25 protein-coding genes and 2 tRNA genes are annotated in these 26889 nt (G+C 59.6%); 5 read left to right on the plus strand and 22 right to left on the minus strand.

Going from position 1 to position 26889, the window contains the following annotated elements:
- Window positions 1-58 precede the first annotated feature (58 nt).
- The 9 genes from rimP to rlmE form a co-directional block, all read right to left on the minus strand.
- Window positions 59-517: a ribosome maturation factor RimP gene (gene rimP, locus ACIPQ1_RS23660; protein WP_053118762.1), complete on the minus strand. Its 459-nt coding sequence runs from the start codon at window positions 515-517 to the stop codon at window positions 59-61.
- Between the two features lie 140 nt (window positions 518-657).
- Window positions 658-734, minus strand: a tRNA-Met gene (locus ACIPQ1_RS23665).
- A 97-nt stretch (window positions 735-831) separates the two neighbouring features.
- Window positions 832-917 (minus strand) — tRNA-Leu (locus ACIPQ1_RS23670).
- A gap of 21 nt (window positions 918-938) precedes the next feature.
- A complete protein-coding gene (gene secG / locus ACIPQ1_RS23675) occupies window positions 939-1322 on the minus strand; it encodes a preprotein translocase subunit SecG (protein ID WP_025211789.1) in 384 nt (127 codons plus the stop codon).
- 4 nt (window positions 1323-1326) lie between these two features.
- The gene (gene tpiA / locus ACIPQ1_RS23680; RefSeq protein WP_186705985.1) at window positions 1327-2082 is read right to left on the minus strand and encodes a triose-phosphate isomerase; all 756 of its coding nucleotides are present in this window, start codon (window positions 2080-2082) and stop codon (window positions 1327-1329) included.
- A 66-nt stretch (window positions 2083-2148) separates the two neighbouring features.
- Entirely contained in the window at window positions 2149-3486 is a 1338-nt protein-coding gene (gene glmM / locus ACIPQ1_RS23685; protein ID WP_186705984.1) for a phosphoglucosamine mutase, read from the minus strand.
- Window positions 3487-3502: 16 nt separating this feature from the next.
- Complete coding sequence (folP, locus tag ACIPQ1_RS23690; RefSeq protein WP_446534865.1) at window positions 3503-4354, minus strand: dihydropteroate synthase; 852 nt, start codon at window positions 4352-4354, stop codon at window positions 3503-3505.
- A gap of 8 nt (window positions 4355-4362) precedes the next feature.
- Window positions 4363-6276: an ATP-dependent zinc metalloprotease FtsH gene (ftsH, locus tag ACIPQ1_RS23695; protein WP_053118351.1), complete on the minus strand. Its 1914-nt coding sequence runs from the start codon at window positions 6274-6276 to the stop codon at window positions 4363-4365.
- 200 nt (window positions 6277-6476) lie between these two features.
- Complete coding sequence (rlmE, locus tag ACIPQ1_RS23700; RefSeq protein ID WP_003177853.1) at window positions 6477-7109, minus strand: 23S rRNA (uridine(2552)-2'-O)-methyltransferase RlmE; 633 nt, start codon at window positions 7107-7109, stop codon at window positions 6477-6479.
- 105 nt (window positions 7110-7214) lie between these two features.
- On the opposite strand from rlmE, the gene ACIPQ1_RS23705 reads away from it, so the two are divergent.
- Window positions 7215-7523, plus strand: a complete 309-nt coding sequence (locus ACIPQ1_RS23705; protein WP_003177852.1) for a YhbY family RNA-binding protein — start codon at window positions 7215-7217, stop codon at window positions 7521-7523.
- A 9-nt stretch (window positions 7524-7532) separates the two neighbouring features.
- Here the strand turns inward: ACIPQ1_RS23705 and ACIPQ1_RS23710 are convergent, their stop codons facing one another.
- The 8 genes from ACIPQ1_RS23710 to grpE form a co-directional block, all read right to left on the minus strand.
- Complete coding sequence (locus ACIPQ1_RS23710) at window positions 7533-7937, minus strand: MFS transporter (RefSeq protein WP_186706016.1); 405 nt, start codon at window positions 7935-7937, stop codon at window positions 7533-7535.
- Window positions 7938-7965: 28 nt separating this feature from the next.
- Window positions 7966-8442, minus strand: coding sequence for a transcription elongation factor GreA (greA, locus tag ACIPQ1_RS23715; RefSeq protein ID WP_030139783.1), 477 nt, complete (start codon window positions 8440-8442; stop codon window positions 7966-7968).
- Window positions 8443-8444: 2 nt separating this feature from the next.
- Window positions 8445-11666: a carbamoyl-phosphate synthase large subunit gene (gene carB / locus ACIPQ1_RS23720; protein ID WP_207963343.1), complete on the minus strand. Its 3222-nt coding sequence runs from the start codon at window positions 11664-11666 to the stop codon at window positions 8445-8447.
- Between the two features lie 105 nt (window positions 11667-11771).
- Window positions 11772-12908 carry a glutamine-hydrolyzing carbamoyl-phosphate synthase small subunit gene (gene carA / locus ACIPQ1_RS23725; protein ID WP_446534866.1) on the minus strand — a complete coding sequence of 379 codons (1137 nt, stop codon included), beginning with the start codon at window positions 12906-12908 and terminating at the stop codon, window positions 11772-11774.
- 255 nt (window positions 12909-13163) lie between these two features.
- Window positions 13164-13970 carry a 4-hydroxy-tetrahydrodipicolinate reductase gene (gene dapB / locus ACIPQ1_RS23730; protein ID WP_186705981.1) on the minus strand — a complete coding sequence of 269 codons (807 nt, stop codon included), beginning with the start codon at window positions 13968-13970 and terminating at the stop codon, window positions 13164-13166.
- A 9-nt stretch (window positions 13971-13979) separates the two neighbouring features.
- Window positions 13980-15104, minus strand: coding sequence for a molecular chaperone DnaJ (gene dnaJ, locus ACIPQ1_RS23735; RefSeq protein ID WP_039592325.1), 1125 nt, complete (start codon window positions 15102-15104; stop codon window positions 13980-13982).
- A 321-nt stretch (window positions 15105-15425) separates the two neighbouring features.
- Window positions 15426-17342, minus strand: coding sequence for a molecular chaperone DnaK (gene dnaK / locus ACIPQ1_RS23740; protein WP_014336568.1), 1917 nt, complete (start codon window positions 17340-17342; stop codon window positions 15426-15428).
- A 101-nt stretch (window positions 17343-17443) separates the two neighbouring features.
- Complete coding sequence (gene grpE, locus ACIPQ1_RS23745; RefSeq protein WP_186705980.1) at window positions 17444-18010, minus strand: nucleotide exchange factor GrpE; 567 nt, start codon at window positions 18008-18010, stop codon at window positions 17444-17446.
- 243 nt (window positions 18011-18253) lie between these two features.
- Between grpE and recN the strand changes: the two genes are divergently transcribed.
- Window positions 18254-19927: a DNA repair protein RecN gene (recN, locus tag ACIPQ1_RS23750; RefSeq protein ID WP_446534867.1), complete on the plus strand. Its 1674-nt coding sequence runs from the start codon at window positions 18254-18256 to the stop codon at window positions 19925-19927.
- A 75-nt stretch (window positions 19928-20002) separates the two neighbouring features.
- Here recN and fur read toward each other — a convergent pair whose 3' ends face one another.
- Complete coding sequence (gene fur, locus ACIPQ1_RS23755) at window positions 20003-20407, minus strand: ferric iron uptake transcriptional regulator (protein WP_003197684.1); 405 nt, start codon at window positions 20405-20407, stop codon at window positions 20003-20005.
- A 97-nt stretch (window positions 20408-20504) separates the two neighbouring features.
- Between fur and ACIPQ1_RS23760 the strand changes: the two genes are divergently transcribed.
- Complete coding sequence (locus tag ACIPQ1_RS23760; protein ID WP_014336565.1) at window positions 20505-21032, plus strand: outer membrane protein assembly factor BamE; 528 nt, start codon at window positions 20505-20507, stop codon at window positions 21030-21032.
- A gap of 183 nt (window positions 21033-21215) precedes the next feature.
- Here ACIPQ1_RS23760 and ACIPQ1_RS23765 read toward each other — a convergent pair whose 3' ends face one another.
- From ACIPQ1_RS23765 to ACIPQ1_RS23775, 3 genes are read right to left on the minus strand one after another with little or no spacing between them, the layout of a single operon-like run.
- Window positions 21216-21518: an RnfH family protein gene (locus ACIPQ1_RS23765; RefSeq protein ID WP_446534868.1), complete on the minus strand. Its 303-nt coding sequence runs from the start codon at window positions 21516-21518 to the stop codon at window positions 21216-21218.
- Window positions 21515-21958 (minus strand): type II toxin-antitoxin system RatA family toxin, encoded by a 444-nt coding sequence (locus ACIPQ1_RS23770; protein WP_186705977.1) that lies wholly within the window; start codon window positions 21956-21958, stop codon window positions 21515-21517. Before ACIPQ1_RS23770 ends, ACIPQ1_RS23765 begins: the two co-directional genes overlap by 4 nt.
- Window positions 21959-21965: 7 nt before the next feature.
- On the minus strand, window positions 21966-23369 hold the full coding sequence (locus tag ACIPQ1_RS23775; RefSeq protein WP_446534869.1) for a sodium-dependent transporter: 1404 nt from the start codon (window positions 23367-23369) through the stop codon (window positions 21966-21968).
- A gap of 118 nt (window positions 23370-23487) precedes the next feature.
- On the opposite strand from ACIPQ1_RS23775, the gene smpB reads away from it, so the two are divergent.
- A complete protein-coding gene (gene smpB / locus ACIPQ1_RS23780) occupies window positions 23488-23970 on the plus strand; it encodes an SsrA-binding protein SmpB (RefSeq protein ID WP_042730880.1) in 483 nt (160 codons plus the stop codon).
- Window positions 23971-24090: 120 nt separating this feature from the next.
- Here the strand turns inward: smpB and ACIPQ1_RS23785 are convergent, their stop codons facing one another.
- Window positions 24091-24858, minus strand: a complete 768-nt coding sequence (locus ACIPQ1_RS23785; RefSeq protein WP_411386467.1) for an FCD domain-containing protein — start codon at window positions 24856-24858, stop codon at window positions 24091-24093.
- Between the two features lie 262 nt (window positions 24859-25120).
- Here ACIPQ1_RS23785 and ACIPQ1_RS23790 point away from each other — a divergent pair, with 262 nt between their 5' ends.
- Entirely contained in the window at window positions 25121-26815 is a 1695-nt protein-coding gene (locus ACIPQ1_RS23790) for a lactate permease LctP family transporter (protein WP_434572424.1), read from the plus strand.
- Window positions 26816-26889: the final 74 nt, after the last annotated feature.

Here is a 26889-nt window from a genome sequence, read left to right on the forward strand (position 1 = left end):
GTACGCCTCGCCTTTCGCAAGCCATTGGATCCGCGGGATCCGCAGTATCTGGCACGTATCAGTCAAAACTGGGAATAATGTTGGCCTTGTCGATCATATCGATCGGCAACAGGAACTCATGGTCATCTACCTGCACCACGACGTCCTGCTCTTCTACACCGCGCAGAAGGCCTTGGAAGTTGCGTCGACCTTCGAAAGGCGAGCGCAGCTTGATCTTCACTTGTTCACCGGCAAACAAAGCGAACTGTTCAAGTGTGAACAGGGGGCGCTCCATGCCAGGCGAGGAAACTTCAAGGGTGTATTCGGAGGTGATTGGATCTTCAACATCCAGCACACCGCTGATCTGACGGCTGACGATGGCGCAATCGTCCACCAACACGCCGCCTTCCTTATCGATATAAACGCGCAACAGTGAGTGGCGACCTTGAGCCGAAAACTCAATACCCCAGCATTCATAGCCAAGGGCCACGACCACCGGGGCCAACAAGGCCTGCAACTGTTCTAGCTTGCTCGACACCTGAACCCCCTCGTGCATGTTTGTGCATGCTGTGCAAATAAAAAAAAATGGGCGAATCGCCCATCCCTGAAACGCCGTCGAACAGCGGCGTTATAAAGTGTCCAGCTAACAAAAAGCCCCTTGGAAGGGGCCCCTGAAACTGGTTGCGGGAGCCGGATTTGAACCGACGACCTTCGGGTTATGAGCCCGACGAGCTACCAGACTGCTCCATCCCGCGACAAAGCTGGGGCGGAAGTATACGACCGATCCCTTACAGGGTCAATGTAACCCTTCCACCTACAAGAAAGCCCGCAATCGCGGGCTCTCCTGATAATTGGTACCGAGAAGGGGACTCGAACCCCTACACCCTATGGGCACAACCACCTCAAGGTTGCGTGTCTACCAATTCCACCACCTCGGCAATACAGCGTTTGAAACCTTCTTACTTCTGCTCTTGAGCTGGAGGCACGTCAGTCGCCGGGTTGGCCGACTTTTGCTCTTGAAGCACCGGGACATCATCAGAAGCCGGTTGTTGCTTTGGCGCTTCCAATACCGCTGGGTTTGGCAAACCTACTTGAGTCAGCTCGTGAGCTTTCTCTTTAGCAAAGTAACCTAACCCTAAGCTGGTTATGAAGAAACCGGCGGCAAGTATAGCAGTAAACTTACTGAGAAAGGTAGAGGAACCTTGGCTTCCGAACACAGTATTTGAAGCACCTGCACCGAAAGACGCACCAGCATCCGCACCTTTACCCTGCTGCAGCAATACGAGAGCAACTACGCCCAGTGCACCCAGCAGATGAAAAACGACTACGACTGTTTCCAGCATTTTTTCAGTTTCCCGCGGCGCGACAGATCGCACCGAACTCATCTGCATTCAGGGACGCTCCACCAATGAGCCCCCCATCGATATCCGGCATGCCGAACAGTTCGACCGCATTGGCCGCCTTCACGCTGCCGCCGTATAGAAGCCGCACACCTCGTGCCACTTCAGAATTCTCTGCCGCCAACTGTGCGCGAATGGCTGCGTGCACATCCTGCGCCTGTTGCGGCGAAGCAGTCAGCCCAGTGCCGATGGCCCAGACTGGCTCGTAAGCAATGATTGCCTTTGCAAAAGCACCGACACCCAGCTCCTCGATGATGCTGCCCAGCTGACGCTCGACAACCTCAAGGGTCTTGCCGGCCTCACGCTGCTCGCGGGTTTCCCCTATGCACAACACCGGAGTCAGACCACAGGCCTGGGCCGCAGCAAATTTGCGGATCAAGGTCTTGTCCTGCTCGCCCATGATCTGGCGACGCTCGGAGTGCCCGACCAGGACCAGGGAACAACCTGCATCCACCAATTGACTCGGTGCAATCTCACCGGTCAACGCACCTTGCATGGCTTCCATCGCAGAGTTCTGCGCGCCGACCGAAATCGACTTGCCCTTCAAGCCATCAATCACTTGATTGATATACAAGCAAGGCGGGAAAACCGCGACATCAACACCGCTTGGCAAGGCCAGATGACGAAGGCCATTGATCAGCTCAGCGACGCTGGCGCGGGTACCGTGCATCTTCCAGTTACCAGCTACCATAGGGCGACGCATGCTGTACCTCGTCGGTCAAAGTGGGCGCAGATGTTACCCAACGGATTCATGACTGGCAAGCCGAATTCAGGCAGAAACTTCAGTAACCAGTTTTGCCAGCTCTTCGGCATAACCGCGAACTTGCGCTTCATCCTCGCCTTCGACCATGACACGCACCAACGGCTCTGTGCCGGACTTGCGCAACAACACGCGTCCACGCCCCGCCATCGCTTGCGTTACACGCTCACTGGCCTGCTTGACCTTCGCATGTTCGAGAGGGTTTACACCGCCACCGAAACGCACATTGATCAACACTTGCGGGCATTTGCGCAACGCCTGGCGCGATTGTGCGAGCCCCTCGTTGCGCGCCTTGAGTGCCATCAGCACCTGCAGGGCCGCGATAATCGCATCACCGGTGGTGGTGTGGTCGAAGCACACGATGTGACCGGAGTTCTCGCCCCCGATCACCCAGTTGCGCTCCAGCAACTCCGAGATCACGTAGCGGTCGCCCACATTGGCGCGCACGAAGGGGATATCCAGGTCCGCCAGGGCCAGTTCCAGCCCAAGGTTACTCATCAACGTGCCGACCACACCGCCTTGCAGCTTGCCGCGCCCATGCAGGTCGCGAGCAATGATGAAGAGCAGTTCGTCACCATCGACAACCGTACCCGTGTGATCGACCATCAGGACCCGATCACCGTCACCATCGAAGGCGATGCCCAGATCAGCCTGCTCGGCCAGCACCGCAGCCTGCAACGCCTCGGTATGGGTGGAACCACAGTTGTGGTTGATGTTCAGGCCATTGGGCTGGGCGGACAGCACCACCACTTCGGCGCCCAACTCGCGAAAGACACTCGGCGCGACTTTATAGGTGGCGCCATGGGCACAATCGACGACGATCTTGAGGCCGGAAAAGCTGGTTCCGGTCGGCACGCTGCCTTTGCAGAACTCGATGTAGCGACCCGACGCATCGTTGATCCGCGACACCTTGCCGATCTTGCTCGACTCGACCACCGTCATCGGGGTGTCCAGCAGCTCTTCGATCATCAGCTCAATATCATCCGGCAGCTTGGTACCCTGACCGGAGAAGAACTTGATGCCGTTGTCATCATGGGGGTTGTGCGAGGCACTGATCACGATGCCTGCCTGGCCTTGGAACGTACGGGTCAGGTAGGCGATGGCTGGCGTCGGCATCGGGCCGAGCAGCATCACATCGGCGCCCGCCGACGTCAGGCCGGCCTCGAGGGCCGATTCGAACATGTAGCCGGAAATTCGCGTGTCCTTGCCGACCAGCACCTTGCAGGCACCCATCTTGCGGAACGCCATGCCGGCCGCCCAGCCGAGCTTGAGCATGAAATCAGGGGTAATGGGGTATTCGCCGACCCGACCACGAATACCGTCGGTGCCAAAATATTTCTTGCTCATAAGTGCTCCGTCATTCTTATTCGGCTGAATCCACAGCTGCGATCATCCGCACGACATCCATCGTTTCGGCCACATCGTGCACGCGCAATATGCGTGCACCTTTACCAAGGGCCAACGCCGCCAGGGCGAGGCCGCCATACAGGCGCTCACCCACCGGGCGACCCAGGGCATTGCCTATCATGCTCTTTCGCGAGACCCCGACCAACAGGGGCCGACCCAGGGCATGCAAGGCTTCCATATGTTTGAACAGGCTCAGGTTGTGCGCCAGTGTCTTGGCAAAGCCGAACCCGGGATCAAGAATGATCCGCTCGGCAGGGATGCCCACGGCAGCACACTGGTCCAGACGCGCCACGAGGAACTCACCCACTTCCCGGGTGACGTCATCATAGTGCGGGTCGTTCTGCATGGTCCCCGGTTCGCCGAGCATATGCATCAGGCACACCGGCAACCCCGTGTCCGCCGCAGCATCCAAGGCACCATCGCGCTGCAAGGATCGAACATCATTGATCAGGCCCGCCCCCAGCCGTGCAGTTTCGCGCATGACCGCAGGCGTGGATGTATCGACCGAGATAATGACATCGAGCTCGCGATGGATGCGCTCGACAATCGGCGCCACCCGCTCCAATTCCTCGGTAGGCGAGACCGCCCGCGCACCCGGCCGGGTCGATTCACCGCCCACATCGATCAGTGTTGCGCCGGCGGCCACCATGGCCTCGGCATGCCGCAGCGCAGCATCGAGCTGGCTGAATCGACCACCATCGGAAAAAGAATCAGGGGTGACATTGAGAATGCCCATGACATGTGCATGGGCCAAATCAAGAACCCGGTTGCCGCAAGGCAACCGGGTCGAGGACTGAACAGAAGTCATTTCAAGCCTTAGACATCAGCGGCCGGGCCGCCAATCGGTGTTTCCGGACGCTCACCCTGTACCGCCGGTGGCGTGCCGGAAGTACCGGTACCGCCGCCCGACCAGTCACGCGGTTCACGAGGCTCGCGACCCGCCATGATGTCGTCGATCTGCTCGGCATCGATGGTTTCATACTTCATCAGGGCATCGGCCATGGCATCGAGCTTGTCACGGTTGTCCGTGAGAATCTGCCGGGCAGTGCCATAACACTGGTCGATGATGCTGCGCACTTCGGAGTCGATCAGCTTGGCCGTCTCTCCGGAGAAGCTTGCATGCTGGCCACCGCCACCACGACCGAGGAACACCTCGCCCTCTTCCTCGGCGTACATCAGCGGCCCCAACTTCTCGGACAGGCCCCACTTGGTGACCATGTTCCGGGCGATCTGGCTGGCGCGCATGATGTCGTTGGACGCCCCCGTGGTCACACCGTCGAAGCCCAGCGTCATCTCTTCAGCGATACGACCGCCGTACAGCGAACAGATCTGGCTGATCAATGCGCGCTTGGACAGGCTGTAGCGATCCTCTTCCGGCAGGAACATGGTCACGCCCAGGGCACGACCGCGCGGAATGATCGAGACTTTGTAGACCGGATCATGCTCGGGCACGACACGACCGACGATCGCGTGGCCCGCCTCGTGATACGCGGTGTTCTGCTTTTCTTTCTCCGACATGACCATGGATTTGCGCTCTGCGCCCATCATGATCTTGTCCTTGGCCAGCTCGAATTCCTTCATTTCCACGACGCGCTTGCCAGTGCGAGCAGCAAAGAGCGACGCTTCGTTGACCAGGTTCGCCAGGTCAGCACCGGAAAAGCCCGGCGTACCACGCGCGATGACGGCCGGAGCGACGTCGTCACCCATTGGCACCTTGCGCATATGGACCTTGAGGATCTGCTCGCGACCACGAATGTCCGGCAGCCCCACCACGACCTGGCGGTCGAAACGACCTGGACGCAGCAGCGCAGGGTCAAGTACGTCAGGACGGTTGGTGGCGGCAATCACAATGATGCCGTCGTTCATTTCGAAACCGTCCATCTCGACCAGTAACTGGTTGAGGGTCTGTTCACGCTCGTCGTGACCGCCACCCATGCCGGCGCCACGATGGCGACCGACGGCGTCGATTTCGTCGATGAAGATGATGCAAGGCGCGTGCTTCTTGGCCTGCTCGAACATGTCGCGGACACGACTGGCGCCCACGCCGACGAACATTTCGACGAAGTCGGAACCGGAAATCGTGAAGAACGGCACCTTGGCTTCACCGGCAATTGCCTTGGCCAGCAAGGTTTTACCGGTACCGGGCGGGCCGACCATCAGCACGCCACGAGGAATACGACCGCCCAGGCGCTGGAACTTGCCCGGATCGCGCAGGAATTCAACCAGCTCGCCGACTTCTTCCTTGGCTTCGTCGCAACCTGCGACGTCGGCCAAGGTGGTTTTCACCTGGTCTTCGGAAAGCAGCCGGGCCTTGCTCTTGCCAAAGCTCATCGGCCCGCCCTTGCCTCCACCACCGCCCTGCATCTGGCGCATGAAGAACATGAACACGGCGATGATCACCAGGATCGGGAAGCTGGCGACCAGGAGCTGGGTCCAGATGCTCTGCTGCTCAGGCTGCTTGCCTTCGACCACGACATGGTTGTCCACCAGGTCGCCGATCAGGCCATTGTCCTGGATTGCCGGACGAATGGTCTTGAAGCTGTCGCCATCGGTGCGCTTGCCGGTAATCACATAGCCATCAACGGCTACACGCTCGACCTTGCCATCCTTGACCTGCTGGATGAAGTCGGAATAGTTGAGGGTCTGCGGCTCGTTAGGACTGGAGAAGTTGTTCATCACGGTCACCAGGACAGCGGCGATGATCAACCACAGGATCAGATTCTTTGCCATATCGTTCAATTAACTACCCTCTGAAGCAAGCTCCGCTACTGGCGCGCGCTTCGCATGATATTCACCGGCCTAACTTACTACATTACCTACGACTCTGGCAGGCGCCGTCTGTAACCCTTTGTGAAACACTTTCTACACATTATTCGCTAATGCTCACGGGACGAAATACGAAAAACCTATCGCCCCGGTCGAAAAACCTCTTATTCCTCACTGCGACCACGGAAACCACGGCCCAGCAGGTACTGCTCACGGGAACGATCACGCGATGATTTCGGCTTGCGCGTCGTGACCTTCTCGAACTGCTTGCGCACGCTCTTGTGGTATTCGTCGAAGCCTTCACCCTGGAAGACCTTGATCAAAAAATCACCACCTGGCTTCAACACCCGAGTCGCAAGATCCAATGCCAACTCGCACAGGAACATCGATCGCGGCATATCAACAGATGCCAATCCACTCATATTGGGGGCCATATCGGAAATCACAAGGTCCACCTCGTTTTTTCCAACCGCTTCAAGGATCTGTGCCAGTACGGCGTCCTCGGTAAAGTCGCCCTGAATGAAGGTCACATCCGGGATGCTGTCCATTTCCAGGATATCGGAAGCGATCAGCGTGCCTTGCCCACCAATCAGACGACTGGTCACTTGGGACCAGCCACCCGGGGCGGCGCCCAAGTCGATCACGCTCATGCCTGGACGGATCAAACGGTCTCTTTCCTGAATCTCCAGCAGCTTGTAGCTGGCACGGGAACGATACCCGTCCTTTTGCGCCATTTTCACGAATGGGTCGTTGAAATGCTCTTGCAGCCATTTAAGACTTGTCTTGGAACGGGCCACGGGCCACCTCAAAAATAAAACGGGTCGTGATTAAGTGGGCGGTCCCGGACTTGCTCGGGTAAACTGGCCGCCGCTTTTTACAAGATCAGACGCAGGGGTCAGATTATGCCGCTCACTCAAGAGCAGAAGAAACAATACAAATCCATTGGCCACCATCTGAAACCGGTTTTGACTGTGGCTGACAACGGTTTGACTGAAGGTGTACTCGCCGAACTGGAACGCGCCTTGGGCGATCACGAGCTGATCAAGATCAAGCTCAACATCCTCGATCGCGAAGCCCGCCTGGCTGCCGTTGCCGAACTGTGCAAGACCGGCAAGGCAGACCTGGTGCAGGTCATCGGCAAGATGGCGCTGATTTATCGCAAGAATTTCAGCGTCAACAAGCAGTTGTCGAACGTTCACCGCTTCAAGTGATGCCAAGGGTCAAGGGTGTGCCTCGCACACCCTGCCGCTCCACCCGGGAACCGGCTGCAACACCAGCACCAAACCGGAAAAGCCCAGCACCAGATAACTGAATACCTGCCACTGGCTCGCATCCGGCCAGCCGAGATGCACCGCAAAGAACATCCCGCACGCATACATCGACATGAGCAGCAACTGCCCACGAATGTCGCGCCATAGACTGGCAAGGCCCTCGGCCTGAACCAGCACCAAAGCCTGAAACATCACGCACGCCGCGGAAAACGCCACCAGCAGCGCCGTCAGCATGCCGGCGATTTCATCGATGAGCAGCGGTGCCAGGCCGACTCGACCCAGCACCGGCAGCAAACCAATGTGCAACAACCAGATGCCGCCCACCCATAACATCTGGGTGAGCTGCCAGATCATGGCGCCGGCTCGCAGCGGGCGCCTTCGTTCAGATGTGACGGACTTCGACAATCTCATACTCGATGACACCACCCGGCGTCTTCACCGCCACCACATCACCCTCTTCCTTGGCAATCAAGGCGCGAGCAATGGGTGAACCGACGGAAATCTTGCCGAGCTTGATGTCTGCCTCGTCCTCGCCAACGATCTGGTAGGTCACGCTTTCATCGGTCTCGACGTTGGCGATCTCCACCGTAGTGCCAAAAATGACCTTGCCGGTGTGCGGAATCGTCGTGACATCGATGATCACCGCATTCTGCATGCGGCCTTCGATGTCACGGACACGCGCCTCGACCATCCCCTGCTCCTCTCGGGCAGCGTGGTATTCGGCGTTTTCCTTCAGGTCGCCCAGCTCACGCGCCTCACCGATAGCCTGGCTCAAGCGCGGGCGCTCGACCTTGGTCAGGAAAGCGTGTTCTTCTTCCAGAGCCTTCGCGCCCTGAACAGTCATCGGGTACTTGGTTATGCTCATGCCTTCAATCCTGCATGTAGATCCTGCAAGCGACGTACGGTCTTCTCGGGACCGAACTTGAGCGCTTCGCAGATCGCTTCGCCCGCAGCAATGGTCGTGGTGCAGTAGATCTTGTGCTGCAGCGCGTTGCGACGAATGGAGTAGGAATCGGCGATCGACTGACGACCTTCGGTGGTGTTGATGATCAGCGTGACTTCGTCATTCTTGATCATGTCGACCACGTGCGGACGACCCTCGGTCACCTTGTTCACGCGGCGCACTTTCAGGCCCGCCGCTTCGATCAGCTTGGCAGTACCGGCAGTGGCGACCACTTCGAAGCCCAAGTTGATCAGATCACGGGCTACGCCTGCAACCAGTGGCTTGTCGTCATCACGCACACTGATGAACGCCGTGCCGCCAGTTGGCAACACTTCGCTGGCGCCCATCTGGGCCTTGGCAAAGGCTTCACCGAAGGTATCGCCCACGCCCATCACTTCACCGGTGGACTTCATCTCTGGGCCGAGGATCGGGTCCACGCCAGGGAACTTGGCGAACGGGAACACCGCCTCTTTCACACTGTAGAAGTTCGGGATGATTTCCTTGGTGAAGTTCAACTCTTTCAGGGTTTTGCCAGCCATGACGCGCGCCGCGATCATCGCCAGGGAAACACCGATGCACTTGGAAACGAACGGCACGGTACGGGAAGCGCGAGGGTTGACTTCGATGACGTAGATATCTTCGCCTTGCAGGGCCAGTTGCACGTTCATCAGGCCGATGACGCCCAGTTCCAGGGCCATTTTCTTGACCTGCTCGCGCATCTCGTCCTGGATGTGCGCCGGCAGCGAGTACGGCGGCAGCGAGCAAGCGGAGTCACCGGAGTGAACACCGGCCTGCTCGATGTGCTGCATGATCGCGCCGATCACCACGTCCTTGCCGTCGCTGACCGCATCCACGTCCATCTCGATGGCGCAGTTGAGGAAGTGGTCCAGCAGCACCGGGCTGTCGTTGGACACCTGGACCGCTTCGCGCAGGTAACGCTTGAGTTCGTCTTCCTGATAAACGATTTCCATTGCACGACCGCCCAGTACGTAGGACGGACGCACCACCAGCGGATAACCGATCTTGGCAGCGGCACGAATCGCTTCGTCTTCGCTGCGCACGGTGGCGTTTGGCGGCTGGCGCAGGTTCAGGCGCTCGACCATCTGCTGGAAGCGCTCACGATCCTCGGCGCGGTCGATGGCATCCGGGCTGGTGCCGATGATCGGCACGCCGGCGGCTTCAAGGGCGCGAGCCAGTTTCAGCGGGGTCTGGCCGCCGTACTGGACGATCACGCCTTTTGGCTTCTCGACGCGGACGATTTCCAGCACGTCTTCCAGGGTCACTGGCTCGAAGTACAGGCGATCGGAGGTGTCGTAGTCGGTGGACACGGTTTCCGGGTTGCAGTTGACCATGATGGTCTCGTAACCGTCGTCGCGCAGGGCCAGTGCCGCGTGTACGCAGCAGTAGTCGAACTCGATGCCCTGGCCGATCCGGTTCGGACCGCCACCCAGGATCATGATCTTGTCCCGGGTCGATGGTGCGGCTTCGCACTCTTCTTCGTACGTGGAGTACAGGTAGGCGGTGTCGGTGGCGAACTCGGCCGCGCAGGTGTCGACGCGCTTGTAGACCGGGAACACTTCCAGCTTGTGACGATGCGCACGCAGGCTCTTCTCGGTCACACCCAGCAGCTTGGCCAGGCGCATGTCGGAGAAGCCTTTGCGCTTGAGGCGGAACATCGTGTCGCGGTTGATGCTGGACATGCCCAGGGTCTTGACCTTCTCTTCTTCCTTGATCAGATCTTCGATCTGGACCAGGAACCAAGGGTCGATCATGTTCATGCCGAAGATCTGCTCGACGGTCATGCCGGCGCGGAAGGCATCGGCCACGTACCAGATACGCTCGGCACCCGGCACGGTCAGCTCGCGCTTGAGCACGCTCATGCTTTCCGGGTCGGCCAGGTCCAGCTTCGGATCGAGGCCACAGACACCCACTTCCAGGCCGCGAAGGGCTTTCTGCAGGGATTCCTGGAAGGTCCGGCCGATGGCCATGACTTCACCGACCGACTTCATCTGGGTGGTCAGGCGGGCATCGGCCTTGGCGAACTTCTCGAAGGCGAAGCGTGGCAGCTTGGTGACGACGTAGTCGATGGACGGTTCGAAGGACGCCGGGGTCTTGCCGCCGGTGATGTCGTTCGACAGCTCGTCCAGGGTGTAGCCCACGGCCAGCTTGGCGGCGACCTTGGCGATCGGGAAACCGGTGGCCTTGGAGGCCAGGGCGGACGAACGGGATACCCGTGGGTTCATCTCGATGACCACCATGCGCCCGGTGTTCGGGCAGATGCCGAACTGGACGTTGGAGCCGCCGGTTTCCACGCCGATCTCACGCAGTACCGCCAGGGAGGCGTTACGCAGGATCTGGTATTCCTTGTCGGTCAGGGTCTGGGCCGGTGCAACGGTGATCGAGTCACCGGTGTGCACGCCCATCGGGTCGAAGTTCTCGATGGAGCAGACGATGATGCAGTTGTCCTTTTTGTCGCGGACAACTTCCATCTCGTATTCTTTCCAGCCGATCAGTGATTCGTCGATCAGCAGTTCCTTGGTCGGCGACAAGTCGAGACCACGGGCGCAGATTTCTTCGAATTCTTCACGGTTGTAGGCGATGCCACCACCGGTGCCGCCCATGGTGAAGGAGGGACGGATGATGCACGGGAAGCCGAGGCGTTCCAGGACGGCGTTGGCCTCTTCCATGCTGTGGGCGATGCCCGAGCGTGGGCAGTCCAGGCCGATGGATTTCATCGCCTTGTCGAAGCGCGAACGGTCTTCGGCCTTGTCGATGGTGTCGGCATTGGCGCCGATCATTTCCACACCGAATTTTTCCAGGACGCCTTCACGCTCCAGGTCCAGTGCGCAGTTCAGCGCGGTCTGGCCGCCCATGGTCGGCAGCAGCGCGTCCGGGCGCTCCTTCTCGATGATCTTGGCGACGGTCTGCCACTTGATCGGCTCGATGTAGGTGGCGTCGGCCATGGCCGGGTCGGTCATGATGGTGGCCGGGTTGGAGTTCACCAGGATGACGCGGTAGCCCTCTTCGCGCAGGGCTTTGCAGGCCTGGGCGCCGGAGTAGTCGAATTCGCAAGCCTGGCCGATCACGATCGGGCCAGCGCCGAGAATCAGGATGCTTTTTATGTCTGTACGTTTTGGCATGGGTTTGTCACTCAAATCCGCAGGTCAGTCGGCTAGGCCGTCGAACAATCTTTGAAGCGCCCGAGGGGGCCACCGTGTTCGGGGCCGCCCTCGGGCTTCGCGCGGTCAGCGTCGCTTGGCCATCTCGTTGATGAAGCGATCGAACAGCGGCGCCACATCGTTCGGGCCCGGGCTCGCTTCAGGGTGGCCCTGGAAGCTGAACGCGCTCTTGTCGGTACGCTCGATACCTTGCAGCGTGCCGTCGAACAGCGATTTGTGGATCGCGCGCACGTTGGCCGGCAGGGTCGCTTCATCCACCGCGAAACCGTGGTTCTGGCTGGTGATCATCACCACGCCGGTGTCCAGGTCCTGGACCGGATGGTTCGCACCGTGGTGGCCGTGGCCCATTTTCAGGGTCTTGGCGCCCGAAGCGAGGGCCAGCAACTGGTGACCGAGGCAGATACCGAATACCGGGGTCTCGGTTTCCAACACGTCCTTGATCGCCTGGATCGCGTAGTCGCAAGGCTCCGGGTCACCCGGGCCGTTGGACAGGAACACGCCGTCGGGCTTGAGGGCCAGGACGTCGGCGGCCGGGGTTTGCGCCGGCACCACGGTGACGCGGCAGCCACGCTCGACCAGCATGCGCAGGATGTTCAGCTTGACGCCGTAGTCGTACGCCACCACGTGGTACGGCAGCTCGGAAGCCTCGATCGTCGCGTGACTGTCGGTCTTCAGGTCCCAGACCGTGGAGCGCCATTCGTATTGTTTCTGGGTGCTGACGACTTTCGCCAGGTCCATGCCCTTGAGGCCAGGGAAACCCTGGGCAACGGCGATGGCGGCTTCTTCGGAAATGTTGTCGCCAGCCATGATGCAGCCGTTCTGCGCGCCTTTTTCCCGAAGGATGCGGGTCAGGCGGCGGGTGTCGATACCGGCGATCGCCACGACGTTGTTGGCTTTCAGGTAGTCGGACAGGGACATCGTGTTACGCCAGTTGCTCGCTACCAGCGGCAAGTCACGGATGACCAGGCCGGCGGACCAGACGCGATCGGACTCGGCGTCTTCCGGCGTGGTGCCGGTGTTGCCGATGTGCGGGTAAGTCAGGGTAACGATTTGCTGGGCGTAGGAAGGATCGGTAAGAATTTCCTGATAGCCGGTCATTGCGGTGTTAAACACCACCTCACCAACGGTCTGACCGTCGGCTCCAATGGCTTCGCCGCGAAAAATGCTGCCATCAGCAAGGGCGAGTATGGCTGGCTTAGTCAAGAAGACCTCCCGTAAATAAAGCCTGAAAGGGCGATCGCAGGTTGTAAAAAAGCGGAGTGACGTATGGACACGTCACCCCGCTTGTTCACTGAATTATTCTGCGCGCTTTTAGTGGACACACTAAAGCTGTAGCTTACAGAAAAAGGGTTTTTTGGTCCACCGCTAATGAGCCTTAAAGGCAGGGGAATGCGACAGGCCGTCGCGAAGCGGTGTAAAACGGGGCGCAGTATAACCTGAACCCCGCTCTTAATGGCATCAACGCAGGTCGAGAACGTCCTGCATGTCGTACAAACCAGGCTCGCGGCCATCCAGCCACAGCGCGGCACGTACCGCGCCCTTGGCGAAGGTCATCCGGCTCGACGCCTTGTGGGTAATCTCCAGGCGCTCGCCTTCAGTGGCGAACAGCACGGTGTGATCGCCCACCACATCGCCACCGCGCACCGTGGCGAAACCGATGGTGTCGCGCTCACGGGCACCGGTATGCCCTTCACGCCCATACACGGCGACTTTCTGCAGATCACGCCCCAGCGCATCGGCAATCACTTCACCCATGCGCAAGGCTGTTCCCGACGGCGCGTCGATCTTGTGCCGGTGATGAGCCTCGATGATTTCGATATCGGCATCGTCGCCCAAGACCCGGGCCGTCAGATCCAGCAGTTTGAGCGACAGGTTCACGCCCACACTGAAGTTCGCCGCGAATACGATCGGGATGTCCTTGCCGGCATCGGCCAACAATTGCTTCTGCGTCGCATCCAGCCCGGTCGTGCCGATCACCATGGCCTTGCCATGCTTGCGGCAGATCGCCAGGTTTTTCAGCATCACCTCTGGCAGGGTGAAGTCGATGAGCACGTCGAACTCGTCGAGCACCTTCTCCAGGCCGCCGGACATCGGCACGCCGATACGCCCCAGCGAGGCCAGCTCGCCAGCATCGGCGCCCACCAGCGTACTGTCAGGCCGAACGATGGCCGCCGTGAGGCCGGAGAGCGGCGAGCGCTGCTGCACCGCCTCGACCAGCGCCTTGCCCATGCGCCCCGCAGCGCCCATCACAGCTATACGTCGCATGCGAACTCCTTACAGGTCACCGAAGAAGCGCTTCACGCCTTCGAACCAACCGGTGGTTTTCGGTGAGTGGCTGTTGTCATCGGCCAGGGAGTTGCGGAATTCTTCCAACAGTTCACGCTGACGACGCCCCAGGTTGACCGGCGTTTCCACCGCCACGCGACACATCAGGTCGCCTGCACCACCGCCACGCACTGGCGCGACGCCTTTGCCACGGATCCGGAACTGCTTGCCGGTCTGCGTGCCTTCGGGGATTTTCAGCTTGACGCGACCGTCGAGGGTCGGGATTTCAAGCTCGCCACCCAAGGCCGCATCGACGAAGCTGATCGGTACTTCGCAGAACAGATGCTTGCCGTCGCGCTGGAAAATCGCGTGCTCACGCACGTTGATGACCACGTACAAGTCGCCAGTCGGGCCACCCTGGGCACCCGCCTCGCCTTCGCCGGACAGGCGAATGCGATCACCGGTGTCGACACCGGCCGGCACCTTGACCGACAGCGTCTTGTACTCTTCGACACGCCCTTCGCCATGGCAGGAGTCGCACGGATCGGAAATGATCTTGCCTTGGCCATGGCAACGCGGGCAGGTCTGTTGGACCGAGAAGAAGCCCTGCTGCATGCGAACCTGGCCAATGCCGCCGCAGGTCGGGCAGGTCACGGGCGAGGAGCCCTTCTTGGCACCCGAGCCATCACACGGCTTGCAGTTGACCAGTGTCGGCACGCGGATATTGACGGTGGTACCGCGCACCGCTTCTTCCAGATTCAACTCCAGCGTGTAGCGCAGGTCACTGCCACGCTGGGCGCCACCACGGGCACCGCCGCGACCGCCGCCGAAGAAATCGCTGAACACATCACCGAAAATATCGGAGAAGTTCTGACCACCGAAACCGGCACCGCCGCCGCCCATGCTCGGGTCGACACCGGCATGCCCATACTGGTCGTAGGCCGCGCGCTTACTGGAATCGGACAGAACTTCGTAAGCCTCGTTGGCTTCCTTGAACATCTCTTCCGACGCTTTATCGCCGGGATTACGGTCCGGATGGTGCTTCATCGCCAGGCGACGATAAGCCTTCTTCAGCTCCGCCTCGCTGGCTCCCCGCTCGACACCCAATACTTCGTAAAAGTCACGCTTCGCCATTAGTCTTTGCACTCTTATAGGACGTCCGGCAAACCTCTCCTGAACCTTGCCAAACTCGTTGAGCCCCAATGCAGGCCCGGACCCAACTCACGTCAATTCAACGATCCTGGTCGTAAACTTTCAGCCAGGTACCCGGCCAAAACGCGGCGTCCATCGCCGGAAAGCAGGAGCATTCCCGAACACGCCGTCAGCACCCGAGCTTTGTCGCATGCTGTAAAAAATTCGTTGCCTCCAGACACGCCAACGCGGGAGCAAGCTCCCGCGCGGCGACATCCTACCAGCCACCGCACAAACGCAGTCAACCGGCCGACCAACAAGCGCTTACTTGTGGTCTTTCACTTCTTCGAACTCGGCGTCGACGACGTCGTCGGCTTTCTCGGCCGATTCGCCCTGCGCAGCCGCGCCTTCGGCAGGCTGAGCCTGTTCGGCATACATCTTCTGAGCCACAGGCGCGGAGACCTTCGACAGCTCTTCGATCTTCGCCTCGATGGCCGCCTTGTCATCGCCTTTCACGGCGGCTTCCAGAGCAACCACGGCCGCTTCGATGGCAGTCTTCTCTTCCGCGGTCACTTTCTCACCAGCATCGGCGATCATCTTGCGGGTCGAGTGCACCAGGGCATCGCCTTGGTTACGGGCGCTGGCCAGCTCTTCGAACTTGCGGTCTTCCTCGGCGTTGACTTCAGCGTCGCGAACCATCTGCTGAATTTCTTCCTCGGACAGGCCGGAGTTGGCCTTGATCACGATCGACTGGGTCTTGCCGGTGGCCTTGTCTTTCGCACCAACGTGCAGGATGCCGTTGGCGTCGATGTCGAAGGTCACTTCGATTTGCGGCACGCCACGTGGTGCTGGCGGGATCTCGGCCAGGTCGAACTTGCCCAGGGACTTGTTCTGGGCAGCCTGCTTGCGCTCACCTTGCAGCACGTGAATGGTCACGGCGCCCTGGTTGTCGTCGGCCGTCGAGAACACCTGGGATTTCTTGGTAGGAATCGTGGTGTTTTTCTCGATCAGCGCGGTCATCACGCCACCCATGGTTTCGATACCCAGGGTCAGCGGGCTGACGTCGAGCAGTAGAACGTCCTTCACGTCACCGGCCAGAACGGCGCCCTGGATGGCAGCACCCATGGCAACGGCTTCGTCCGGGTTCACGTCCTTGCGGGCTTCTTTGCCGAAGAAGTCGGTCACCAGCTTCTGGACCAGCGGCATACGGGTCTGGCCGCCGACCAGGATCACGTCGTTGATCGAGCCAACGTCGATACCGGCGTCTTTCATGGCAATGCGGCAAGGTTCGATGGTGCGCTGAACCAGATCTTCCACCAGCGCCTCGAGCTTGGCGCGGGAGATTTTTACGTTCAGGTGCTTAGGACCGGTGGCGTCTGCGGTGATGTACGGCAGGTTCACGTCGGTCGACTGGCTCGAGGACAGTTCGATCTTGGCTTTTTCAGCGGCTTCTTTCAGGCGCTGCATCGCCAGCGGGTCACCCTTGAGGTTCATGCCGCTTTCTTTCTTGAATTCGTCGACGAGGTAGTCGATCAGGCGGATGTCGAAGTCCTCACCACCGAGGAACGTGTCACCGTTGGTTGCCAGTACTTCGAACTGGTGCTCGCCGTCGACTTCAGCGATTTCGATCACGGAAACGTCGAAGGTACCGCCACCCAGGTCGTAAACGATCACGGTGTGATCGCCCTTGGCCTTGTCCATGCCGTAGGCCAGAGCGGCCGCGGTTGGTTCGTTGATGATACGTTTTACGTCCAGGCCCGCGATGCGGCCGGCGTCTTTGGTCGCCTGGCGCTGGCTGTCGTTGAAATAGGCAGGGACCGTGATGACCGCCTCGGTCACCGCTTCGCCGAGGTAGTCTTCGGCGGTTTTCTTCATTTTCTTGAGGATCTCGGCCGAGATCTGTGGCGGCGCCATTTTCTGGCCGTTCACTTCAACCCAGGCGTCGCCGTTGTCAGCCTTGGCGATTTTGTAAGGCACCATCTTGATGTCTTTCTGAACGACTTCTTCGTCGAACTTGCGACCGATCAGACGCTTCACCGCGTACAGGGTGTTATGCGGATTGGTCACTGCCTGACGCTTGGCCGACTGGCCAACCAGAATCTCGCCATCATTGGCGTACGCGATGATCGACGGCGTGGTGCGCGCGCCTTCAGCGTTTTCAATAACTTTGGCCTTGCCGTTTTCCAGCACGGAGACGCACGAATTGGTGGTCCCCAGGTCGATGCCGATAATCTTGCCCATGTTAACTCTCCCGGAACTTGGATTTTGTTGCCGCAGCAGTGGTGGCTAACTGCGGTAGCACTTAAACGCTTGACTTATAGATGGGGCCGCTGCGCCCGATTTCAAGCCTGCTCATCGATAGAAGGCGAAACCGGTGCCGGCGCCTTGCTGACCACGACCATGGCCGGACGCAGCAGGCGGCCGTTGAGCAGGTAGCCTTTCTGGAAAACCTTCAGGACGCTGTTTGGCTCGACGTCAGCACTTTCCTGCATCGCCATGGCCTGGTGATGCTCGGCGTTGAAGGGCTCGCCATGGGGATCCAGGGCTTCGAGCTGATAACGCTTGAGGGTGTCCTGGAACATTTTCAGGGTCAGCTCGATGCCTTCGCGCATCGGACGGATGTTTTCGTCATCCGGATTGGACAGCTCCAGGCCGCGCTCCAGGCTGTCGATGATCGGCAGCAGGTCGCCGGCGAAACGCTCCAGGGCGAATTTATGAGCCTTTTCTACATCTTGCTCGGCGCGACGGCGGACATTCTGCAGGTCGGCGGCTACACGCAACGCCTGGTCCTGCGCACCGGCCAGTTGCTCTTCGAGCACTTGTACACGTGCCGACAGGTCTTCACCGGAATCCTGGGAAGCCTGATTGGCGTCTAGATTTTGCGTGTCCTGCGTCTGTTCGTCAGCCATAGAGATTTCTCCTTTCAACTTCGTCCGCGAGCTCGACTCGCGCTTCTGCCCCGGTATATGGGGCCGGGTTTTCCAGCTTCAAGGGTCATCTGACGAATTAACCTTACAAAAAGCAGCCGCATAATCATTCCGTGCCGCGCTAAGAAAATCATTTTCCCAAGCAAATCGAGCTAAGCGAGGGCATTGTCAGGCCGAAACAAAACACTGTATAAATAACCAGACCTAAAGCCTGGGAGCGGCCTTATGCTGGTGCACCTGTCCGTACACAACTACGCCATCGTCGAACATCTCGACCTCGAACTCGATCGAGGCATGAGCGTGATCACCGGTGAAACCGGCGCGGGCAAGTCGATCATGCTCGACGCCCTGGGCCTGACCCTGGGCGACCGCGCCGACAGTGGCGTGGTGCGCCCCGGAGCGGACAAGGCCGACATCCTGGCGACCTTCGACCTGGTCGATATCCCCGAGGCCAGCGCCTGGCTGGCCGAACGCGACCTGGACACCGATGGCCTGTGCATCCTGCGCCGGGTCATCACCGCCGAAGGCCGCTCCCGAGGCTACATCAACGGCACGCCCTGCCCACTGGGCGACCTCAAGGCCCTCGGCGAGTTGCTGATCGACATCCACAGCCAGCACGAGCACCAATCCCTGCTCAAGACCGACACCCATCGTCGCCTGCTGGATGAATACGCCGGCGCCACCGACTTGGCCCGGCAGGTCCAACTGGCCGCCCAGCGTTGGCGCCAGACCCGGCAGGAACTGGATCGCCTCTCCAATTCCGGCGACGAACAGCGCGCCCGTCACCAGCTATTGAGCTACCAGCTCGAAGAACTGGAGAACCTGGCCCTGGGTGAAAATGAACTGGAAGAACTGGAGCAGGAACACAAGAACCTGACCAACGCCGAAACCCTGCTGGGCATCTGCCGCCAGGTGGTCGAGCAATGCAGCGAGAGCGATTCGGGCAACGTGCTCAATGCGCTGACAGCGAGCCTGAACCGGCTGTCCAGCGTGAACAATTCGGTGGGCGCCCTGAGCGAAGCGACCAACCTGCTGACGAGCGCGCAGATCCAGGTCGAGGAAGCCGTTGGGGAACTGAATCGCTTCCTCGATCATTTCGACGCCGACCCGGCACGCCTGCAATACCTGGAAGAGCGCCTGGACACTATCTATACACTGGCGCGCAAACACCGCATCCAGCCGACCGAGGTTGCCGAACTCCAACAGCGGTTGCTGGAAGAACTCGAGACCCTGAACGCCAACGACGAATCCATCGAGCGCCTCGGGGACGAATTGGCTTCTTATGCCCGTCATTATCAGGAAAAGGCCAAAGAGCTCAGCGAACTGCGACGCCAAGCCGCGACAGGGCTGGCCAGTGCCGTGGAGCAGGAAATCCAGCGCCTGGGCATGCCCGGTGGACGCTTCACCATCGAATTGCGCCCCAACGCCGGCGACGAACTCCAACCCAATGGGTTGGAACAGGTGGAATTGCTGGTCAGCGCCAACCCTGGGCAACCACTCAAGGGCCTGGCCAAAGTAGCCTCCGGCGGTGAATTGTCACGAATCAGCCTGGCTATCCAGGTCATCACCGCGCAGACCTCCCGCGTACCGACGCTAGTGTTCGACGAAGTGGACGTGGGCATCGGTGGCCCGACAGCGGAAATTGTCGGCCAATTGCTCCGTCGACTGGGCGAGCGTGGCCAGGTGCTGACCGTCACTCACCTGCCCCAGGTCGCCGCCCAAGGGCACCAGCATTTATTTGTGCACAAGGTGCGTGGCGAGGACGCGACTCGCACCGCCGTGTCGAAGCTCAACAAAAACGAGCGCGTAGAAGAAGTGGCACGAATGCTGGGCGGGATCGACCTCACCAAGGAATCCCTGGCCCACGCGAAAAAAATGGTCGTTACCGCGAAAAACTGAGAACGGCAGAAAGCACGAAGGCGACCCTGGGGTCGCCTTCGTTCGTTTCGCGAACCTTAAGTCCGCGCGACATGCTTACTTTTTCTTGCGTACGTACAGCACAAGATTGTGATCAACCATCTCGAAGCCATACTTGTCGACGATTGCTTTCTGCAGTCGCTCGATTTCTTCGTCGAAGAATTCGATGACTTCACTGGTCTCGACGTTGACCATATGGTCGTGATGCTTGCCGTCGTCCAGTTCGAAGACCGCATGGCCTCCGTCGAAGTTGTGTCGCACCACAAGGCCAGCTGCCTCGAACTGGGTCAGGACACGGTAAACCGTGGCCAGACCGACGTCCTCACCAGCCTCCATCAGCGCCTTGTAGACATCCTCGGCGCTCATGTGGCGTTGCTCGGCGGAATCGAGCATTTGTAGAATCTTGACCCGTGGCAGGGTCACTTTGAGGCCGGCTTTGCGTAGTTCGCTATTTTCAACCATGGTCAGCTTTCTCGCGATGCTGCTTCGCAGCTTCTCTTAATGCGGGTATGATCGGCGTTTACGTTGTCCCAGCCAAGATAGTGGAAGTCGCCCACCGATGCAAAACACCAAGCTCTTGCTAACCAGTTTCACCTTTGTGGGACTGCTCGCACTCGCCGGTTGTTCATTCCCCGGGGTTTACAAAATCGACATCCAGCAGGGCAATGTCGTCACGCAGGACATGATAGACCAGTTACGCCCGGGAATGACCCGCCGGCAAGTACGGTTTATCATGGGTAACCCTCTGCTGACCGACACGTTCCATGCCGATCGCTGGGATTATCTGTACAGCTTGCAGCCAGGTGGCGGTGAGCGCCAGCAGGAACGCATCAGCGTCATCTTCAGCCCTGACGACCAACTCGTCAGCCTGTCGGGCGATTTCATGCCTGGCGTGAGCCGCGACGAGGCCATCATGGGCAAGGACAGCGGCACCACCGTGACCGACCCGGCCCAGAATGCCGAACAGCCGAAACCGGAAAAACCGGTCAAGCCAGGTTCGTTGCTGGACCAGATCCAGAAGGACGTGGACAACGTCGAGACCGTACCGGTCCCGACTCCGGAGCCTCTGGATACGTCGCCGCAATAAATCGCGACAAGAAAAAAACCCGGCATGCCGGGTTTTTTCTTGTCTGCGATTCCGGCAGATGCTGCTTATTCAGGAACGTAGTGAATCCGTGGCGAGGGAGCTTGCTCCCGCTTGAGTGCGAAGCGCTCACAAAGAAAGGCTGCTGCGCATCGCCACAACGGCTCACAGTGCGATCAGACCAGGTTATTGCTCTGATTGTCGCGCCTGGGCAGCCTTGGCCGCGCGCAGGCGGCGAATTTCCTTCGGATCAGCCAATAAAGGTCGATAAATTTCCAATCGATCGGCCGCTTGCACCACTTGGTTATCCGGATCGGCAACCACCTTGCCAAAAATCCCCACCGGGCAAGTTGCCAGGTCCAGCTCCGGGAATACGTCGGCAATCCCCGACGCCACCAGCGCTGCGCGAACACTGGTGCCTTCCTGCACCCTGCATGTGCGCAAGACCTGGCGATCCACCGAGGCATACACCACTTCTATCTCGATCAACGCTTGAGCTCTGCGTTCTGCTTGGCGCGCTGACAGAACGCATCGACCAGGGTATTGGCAGCCTGGTTGAACAGCGGTCCCAATGTCGCTCGCACCAACGGACCGGCGTAGTCAAATGAAAGGTCCAGGCTGATCTTGCAGGCTTTCTCGCCAAGCGGCTTGAACACCCATACACCATGGAGCTGGTTGAATGGCCCTTCTTCAAGGTTCATTTCAATGGACTGGCCAGGCACCAAGGTATTTCGAGTAACAAAATGCTGGCTCAGGCCGCCCTTGGCGACGTTGAGGCTGGCGCGCATATGGGTTTCGGAGCTCTCGAGCACCTCGGCAGACGAGCACCAAGGCAGGAATTCCGGATAACTCGCCACATCATTGACCAAGTCGTAAAGCGCCTGCGCCGGGTAGGGCAGCAAGGCCGAGCGTTGAATATGTGTCGTCATGTAAGCGTCACTTCCACAGCTGGGCGGCAAACACTACGAGAATGCCAATGGGCGCCACATAGCGCATCAAGAACAGGCTCAAGGCGAACAATACAGGACTGCGCAGCGACAACTCATCACGCACGGCTTCACGCCCCATGATCCACCCTGCAAACACCACGAAACACAGACCTCCCAGTGGAAGCATGATCCGAGATGTGAAGAAATCAATCACGCCAAAGAAATCCAGTCCTCCGATTGCCCCCCACTGGTAGAGACGGAACAGCCCGTCTTCGTTCACGAAAAACTTCGCCTGCTTCCATATATTGAAGGAAAACACCGTGCCCAAGCCCACGAACCAGCAAGTGAAAGCCAGCCAGAACGTGACCCAGGCTCGACTCAAGCGGGTGCGCTCGACCAGATAGGCCACCATGGGTTCAAGCAGAGAGATGGCCGAGCTCCAGGCGGCAATCGCCACCAGGACAAAAAACACCACGCCCATGACTTGGCCGAACGCCATGCTACCGAAAGCAAATGGCAGGCTGACGAACATCAACCCCGGCCCTTCGCTGGGGTTCAGGCCGGCAGCAAACACAATCGGAAACAATGCCACCCCCGCCAGCAGCGACACGAAGGTATCCAGCAGCGCAACACCAACGACAGTCCTGGTCAGCGACGCATTTTTCGGCATGTAGGCGCCGTAGATCATGATCGAACCGACCCCGACACTGAGGGAAAAGAACGCGTGCCCCATGGCCGGCAGCAGGCCATCCATGACTTTTTCCGGCTTGAAGTCGAACATGAAATGCACGCCTTCCATGAAGTGCCCGGTCGTCATGCTGTAGCCCAGCAGGACCAGGATCATCACGAAAAGCAAGGGCATCATGATCCGCAGGCTGCGCTCAAGCCCTGCCACTACACCCCGGGCAATCACCACGGCGGAAAGCACCATGAAGAGCGTGTGCCAAAGCGTGAGTCTCCAAGGGTCGGCGATCACATTGCCGAAGTAAGCGCCGACCTGATCAGGCGTCGCCCCCTGGAAATCGCCTCGCCCCATGTCGATGATGTAGTCCAGCGACCAGCCACCGACCACGCTATAGAAGGACAAGATCAACAATGCCGTGATCATCCCGGCGAACGCACCCCAGGACCATTTCGGCGAGTGTCCGGCCTCCACGGCCAACACCTTCAGCGCGTTGGCCGGGCTTTGCCGGGCGCGACGGCCGATCAGTGTCTCCGCCAGCATGACTGGCGCGCCGATCAGGGCGATGCAGGCCAGGAACATCAATACGAAGGCCCCGCCACCGTAGACGCCGACCATGTATGGAAACTTCCAGATACTACCCAGCCCCACGGCAGAACCGGTCGCCGCGAATATGAAGACCCAGCGGCTAGCCCAACTGCCGTGGACAGAAACCTTGTCTGTCGACATCGTGATCACGCCCAAGCGTTCAAAAAAGAGGCCGCATTGTCCGGGATTCACTCAACGTGCTCAAGCACGCAGCTTCACCGTAGCCGACACGCACGCAACTGCCTATAATGCCGCCCCTATGGCTAAACAGAAGAAACACCCCACAGGGACCATCGCGCAAAACAAAAAGGCGCGACACGATTACTTCATCGAACAACGTTTCGAGGCTGGCATGGTCCTGGCCGGCTGGGAAGTAAAGAGCTTGCGTGCCGGCAAGGCGCAACTGGTCGACAGTTATGTCTTGCTCAAGGACGGCGAAGCGTGGCTGCTGGGCAGTCATATCACGCCGCTGACCACCGCCAGCACCCATGTCATCGCCGATCCTGTACGTTCGCGCAAGCTGCTGCTCAACAAGCGCGAGCTGGAAAAGCTCTTCGCCTCCGTGCAGCAGAAGGGCTACACCTGCGTCTGCACGTCGTTGTACTGGAGCAAGCACTTGATCAAGTGCGAAATTGCCCTGGGCAAGGGTAAGAAGGAGTACGACAAGCGCGACACCGAGCGCGAACGCGATGCCGGCCGCGAGCTGCAGCGCGCTGTGCGCAACAAGGGCAAGGAAGACTAGCCCGGAATCAACTGTGGGAGCGAGCTTGCTCGCGATGATGACGGCGATGCGTCCAACATTGTTGGATCAGCCAGACCGCCATCGCGAGCAAGCTCGCTCCCACAGGGTTCGCCGGCACTGTTACATTCCCTTGCGCCGCTCCGCCCGCGCCATACGCTGCACTTCCTGACGCACCTCTTCCAAGACTTCCTGCACATACAAGATATGTCGGCTGGAGATTTCCCGCGCCTGTTCGGCATGTCCATCCATAATGGCCTGGTACAACTCCCGATGCTGGCTGATCAGCATGTCGCGGGTCTCGCTGCGCTGCTTGTACATGCCACCGATATTGGTGACGACGTTGCGCTTGAGCAGGTCGAACAAGCCGCGAATGGTATGCAGCAGTACCGCATTATGACTGGCCTCGGCGATCGCCAGATGGAACCGGGCATCCGCCGCGCCCTCCTCCGCCCGACTGACCTCGTCGTGGCGCGAGTAACAATCCTGCAGTTCGTCGAACGCCGCCGTCAGCCTCTCGCGATCCACCTCCGTAGCCCGCAGTGCCGCGTAATAAGCGCAGGAAGCCTCCAGCGTGTGACGGAACTCCAGCAAATCGCGCTGTGCTTCGGGATTGCTTTCCAACAGTTGCAACAGCGGATCACTGAACGTCGAGCCCAGCGACTCCACCACATAGTTGCCGCCACCCTGGCGACTGATCAACAAGCCTTTGGCCGTCAGCTTCTGGATCGCTTCACGCAACGAAGGGCGTGACACACCGAACTGCTCGGCCAGGGTCCGCTCGGCGGGCAGCCGCTCACCCGACTTCAGCGTGCCCTCAAGGATCATGCCTTCAAGCCGCTCGACAATATCGTCAGACAAACGGCGCTGACGAATCTGATCAAACCCCATAACTCAATTCTCCACGATCCCGACGGCTCGCCGGGCTCTCTATTCTGGCCCATCCGGGCCGTGCCCACACCCACCAAAAGCTATTTGTTCGAACGGATCAGATGCCCTCTGCACCGCTTATTCGACGAAAGTTTCAGGGCGGCAAATTGACACACGACAACCAAGGCTTTTACCCTAGCCGACAGCGCTTGTAAATTGGTATTACCAATTACCCAAAATCGCTGACAGTGCCTGACCAACAACAATTAGGGGCCCACCCATCATGCAAACCTGGCAACAGCTCTACAGCCCGCTCGGCAGCCTCGGCTTGTCCGCACTTGCGGCCGTTATTCCCATCGTATTTTTCTTCCTGGCCCTGGCGGTATTTCGTCTCAAGGGGCATGTGGCCGGCAGCATCACCTTGGCCCTGGCGATTGCCGTGGCGATTTTCGCCTTCAACATGCCCGCAGACATGGCCTTCGCCGCTGCCGGCTATGGCTTTGCCTATGGCCTGTGGCCCATTGCCTGGATCATCGTCGCCGCAGTGTTTCTCTACAAACTGACCGTCAAGAGCGGCCAGTTCGAGGTGATTCGCAGCTCGGTGCTGTCGATTACCGATGACCAACGCCTGCAAGTGCTGTTGATCGGTTTCTGCTTTGGCGCATTCCTGGAAGGTGCCGCGGGCTTCGGCGCACCGGTGGCGATCACTGCCGCACTGTTGGTCGGCCTGGGCTTCAATCCTTTGTATGCCGCGGGCCTGTGCCTGATCGCCAACACCGCCCCCGTGGCGTTCGGCGCGCTGGGCATCCCGATTATCGTGGCCGGCCAGGTCACCGGGATCGACGCGTTCAAGATCGGCGCCATGACCGGTCGCCAATTGCCCTTGCTGTCGTTGTTCGTGCCGTTCTGGCTGGTGTTCATGATGGACGGCCTGCGCGGCGTGCGGGAAACCTGGCCAGCAGCGCTGGTGGCCGGCTTGAGCTTTGCCATCACCCAATACTTCACCTCCAACTTCATCGGCCCGGAACTGCCGGACATCACCTCCGCCCTGGCCAGCCTGATTTCCCTCACGCTGTTCCTGAAAATCTGGCAGCCCAAGCGCACCGCCGGCGCCCAGATTGCCGGCACCACCTCCAGCGCAACGGTCACCGCCAACGCCGGCGGTTTCGGCCAACCGCGCAGCACCGTGGCGTCGCCCTACAGCCTGGGGGAAATCATCAAGGCGTGGTCGCCGTTCCTGATTCTTACCGTGCTGGTGACGATCTGGACCCTCAAGCCGTTCAAGGCCATGTTCGCCGCCGGCGGCTCGATGTACGGCTGGGTGTTCAACTTCGCCATTCCGCACCTGGACCAGATGGTGATCAAGGTCGCGCCCATCGTGATCAACCCCACCGCCATCCCGGCCGTGTTCAAGCTGGATCCGATTTCTGCCACCGGCACGGCGATTTTCTTCTCCGCACTGATCTCGATGCTGGTGCTGAAGATCAACCTGAAAACTGGTCTTACCACTTTTAAAGAGACGCTTTTCGAGCTGCGCTGGCCGATCCTTTCCATCGGCATGGTGCTGGCGTTCGCGTTCGTCACCAACTATTCGGGCATGTCGTCGACCATGGCCCTGGTGCTGGCGGGCACGGGCGCAGCGTTTCCGTTCTTCTCGCCGTTCCTGGGTTGGCTGGGCGTGTTCCTGACCGGCTCCGACACCTCATCCAACGCGCTGTTCAGCTCGCTGCAAGCCACCACCGCGCACCAGATCGGCGTCAACGACACCCTGCTCGTCGCGGCCAACACCAGCGGCGGCGTGACCGGCAAGATGATTTCGCCACAATCGATCGCGGTGGCCTGCGCGGCGACCGGGCTGGTGGGCAAGGAATCGGATCTGTTCCGTTTCACCCTCAAACACAGCCTATTCTTTGCAACGATTGTCGGCTTGATCACCTTGGCCCAGGCCTACTGGTTTACCGGCATGCTGGTTCATTGAGTCCTACACGCAATACTGGAAAAACCGACGCCGAACCGTGATTCGGCGTCTGCTATTCACAACCGGGTCTGCAA

This window comes from Pseudomonas sp. LARHCG127 (genome assembly GCF_052871455.1).

Excerpts from the sequence above, each read along its gene's own strand:
- secG (WP_025211789.1), bottom strand. The coding sequence starts at position 1,322 with ATGCTGGAAACAGTCGTAGTCGTTTTTCATCTGCTGGGTGCACTGGGC.
- tpiA (WP_186705985.1), bottom strand. The coding sequence starts at position 2,082 with ATGCGTCGCCCTATGGTAGCTGGTAACTGGAAGATGCACGGTACCCGC.
- glmM (WP_186705984.1), bottom strand. The coding sequence starts at position 3,486 with ATGAGCAAGAAATATTTTGGCACCGACGGTATTCGTGGTCGGGTCGGC.
- folP (WP_446534865.1), bottom strand. The coding sequence starts at position 4,354 with ATGACTTCTGTTCAGTCCTCGACCCGGTTGCCTTGCGGCAACCGGGTT.
- ftsH (WP_053118351.1), bottom strand. The coding sequence starts at position 6,276 with ATGGCAAAGAATCTGATCCTGTGGTTGATCATCGCCGCTGTCCTGGTG.
- ACIPQ1_RS23705 (WP_003177852.1), top strand. The coding sequence starts at position 7,215 with ATGCCGCTCACTCAAGAGCAGAAGAAACAATACAAATCCATTGGCCAC.
- ACIPQ1_RS23710 (WP_186706016.1), bottom strand. The coding sequence starts at position 7,937 with ATGATCTGGCAGCTCACCCAGATGTTATGGGTGGGCGGCATCTGGTTG.
- carB (WP_207963343.1), bottom strand. The coding sequence starts at position 11,666 with ATGCCAAAACGTACAGACATAAAAAGCATCCTGATTCTCGGCGCTGGC.
- dapB (WP_186705981.1), bottom strand. The coding sequence starts at position 13,970 with ATGCGACGTATAGCTGTGATGGGCGCTGCGGGGCGCATGGGCAAGGCG.
- dnaJ (WP_039592325.1), bottom strand. The coding sequence starts at position 15,104 with ATGGCGAAGCGTGACTTTTACGAAGTATTGGGTGTCGAGCGGGGAGCC.
- dnaK (WP_014336568.1), bottom strand. The coding sequence starts at position 17,342 with ATGGGCAAGATTATCGGCATCGACCTGGGGACCACCAATTCGTGCGTC.
- grpE (WP_186705980.1), bottom strand. The coding sequence starts at position 18,010 with ATGGCTGACGAACAGACGCAGGACACGCAAAATCTAGACGCCAATCAG.
- recN (WP_446534867.1), top strand. The coding sequence starts at position 18,254 with ATGCTGGTGCACCTGTCCGTACACAACTACGCCATCGTCGAACATCTC.
- fur (WP_003197684.1), bottom strand. The coding sequence starts at position 20,407 with ATGGTTGAAAATAGCGAACTACGCAAAGCCGGCCTCAAAGTGACCCTG.
- ACIPQ1_RS23760 (WP_014336565.1), top strand. The coding sequence starts at position 20,505 with ATGCAAAACACCAAGCTCTTGCTAACCAGTTTCACCTTTGTGGGACTG.
- ACIPQ1_RS23770 (WP_186705977.1), bottom strand. The coding sequence starts at position 21,958 with ATGACGACACATATTCAACGCTCGGCCTTGCTGCCCTACCCGGCGCAG.
- ACIPQ1_RS23775 (WP_446534869.1), bottom strand. The coding sequence starts at position 23,369 with ATGTCGACAGACAAGGTTTCTGTCCACGGCAGTTGGGCTAGCCGCTGG.
- smpB (WP_042730880.1), top strand. The coding sequence starts at position 23,488 with ATGGCTAAACAGAAGAAACACCCCACAGGGACCATCGCGCAAAACAAA.
- ACIPQ1_RS23785 (WP_411386467.1), bottom strand. The coding sequence starts at position 24,858 with ATGGGGTTTGATCAGATTCGTCAGCGCCGTTTGTCTGACGATATTGTC.
- ACIPQ1_RS23790 (WP_434572424.1), top strand. The coding sequence starts at position 25,121 with ATGCAAACCTGGCAACAGCTCTACAGCCCGCTCGGCAGCCTCGGCTTG.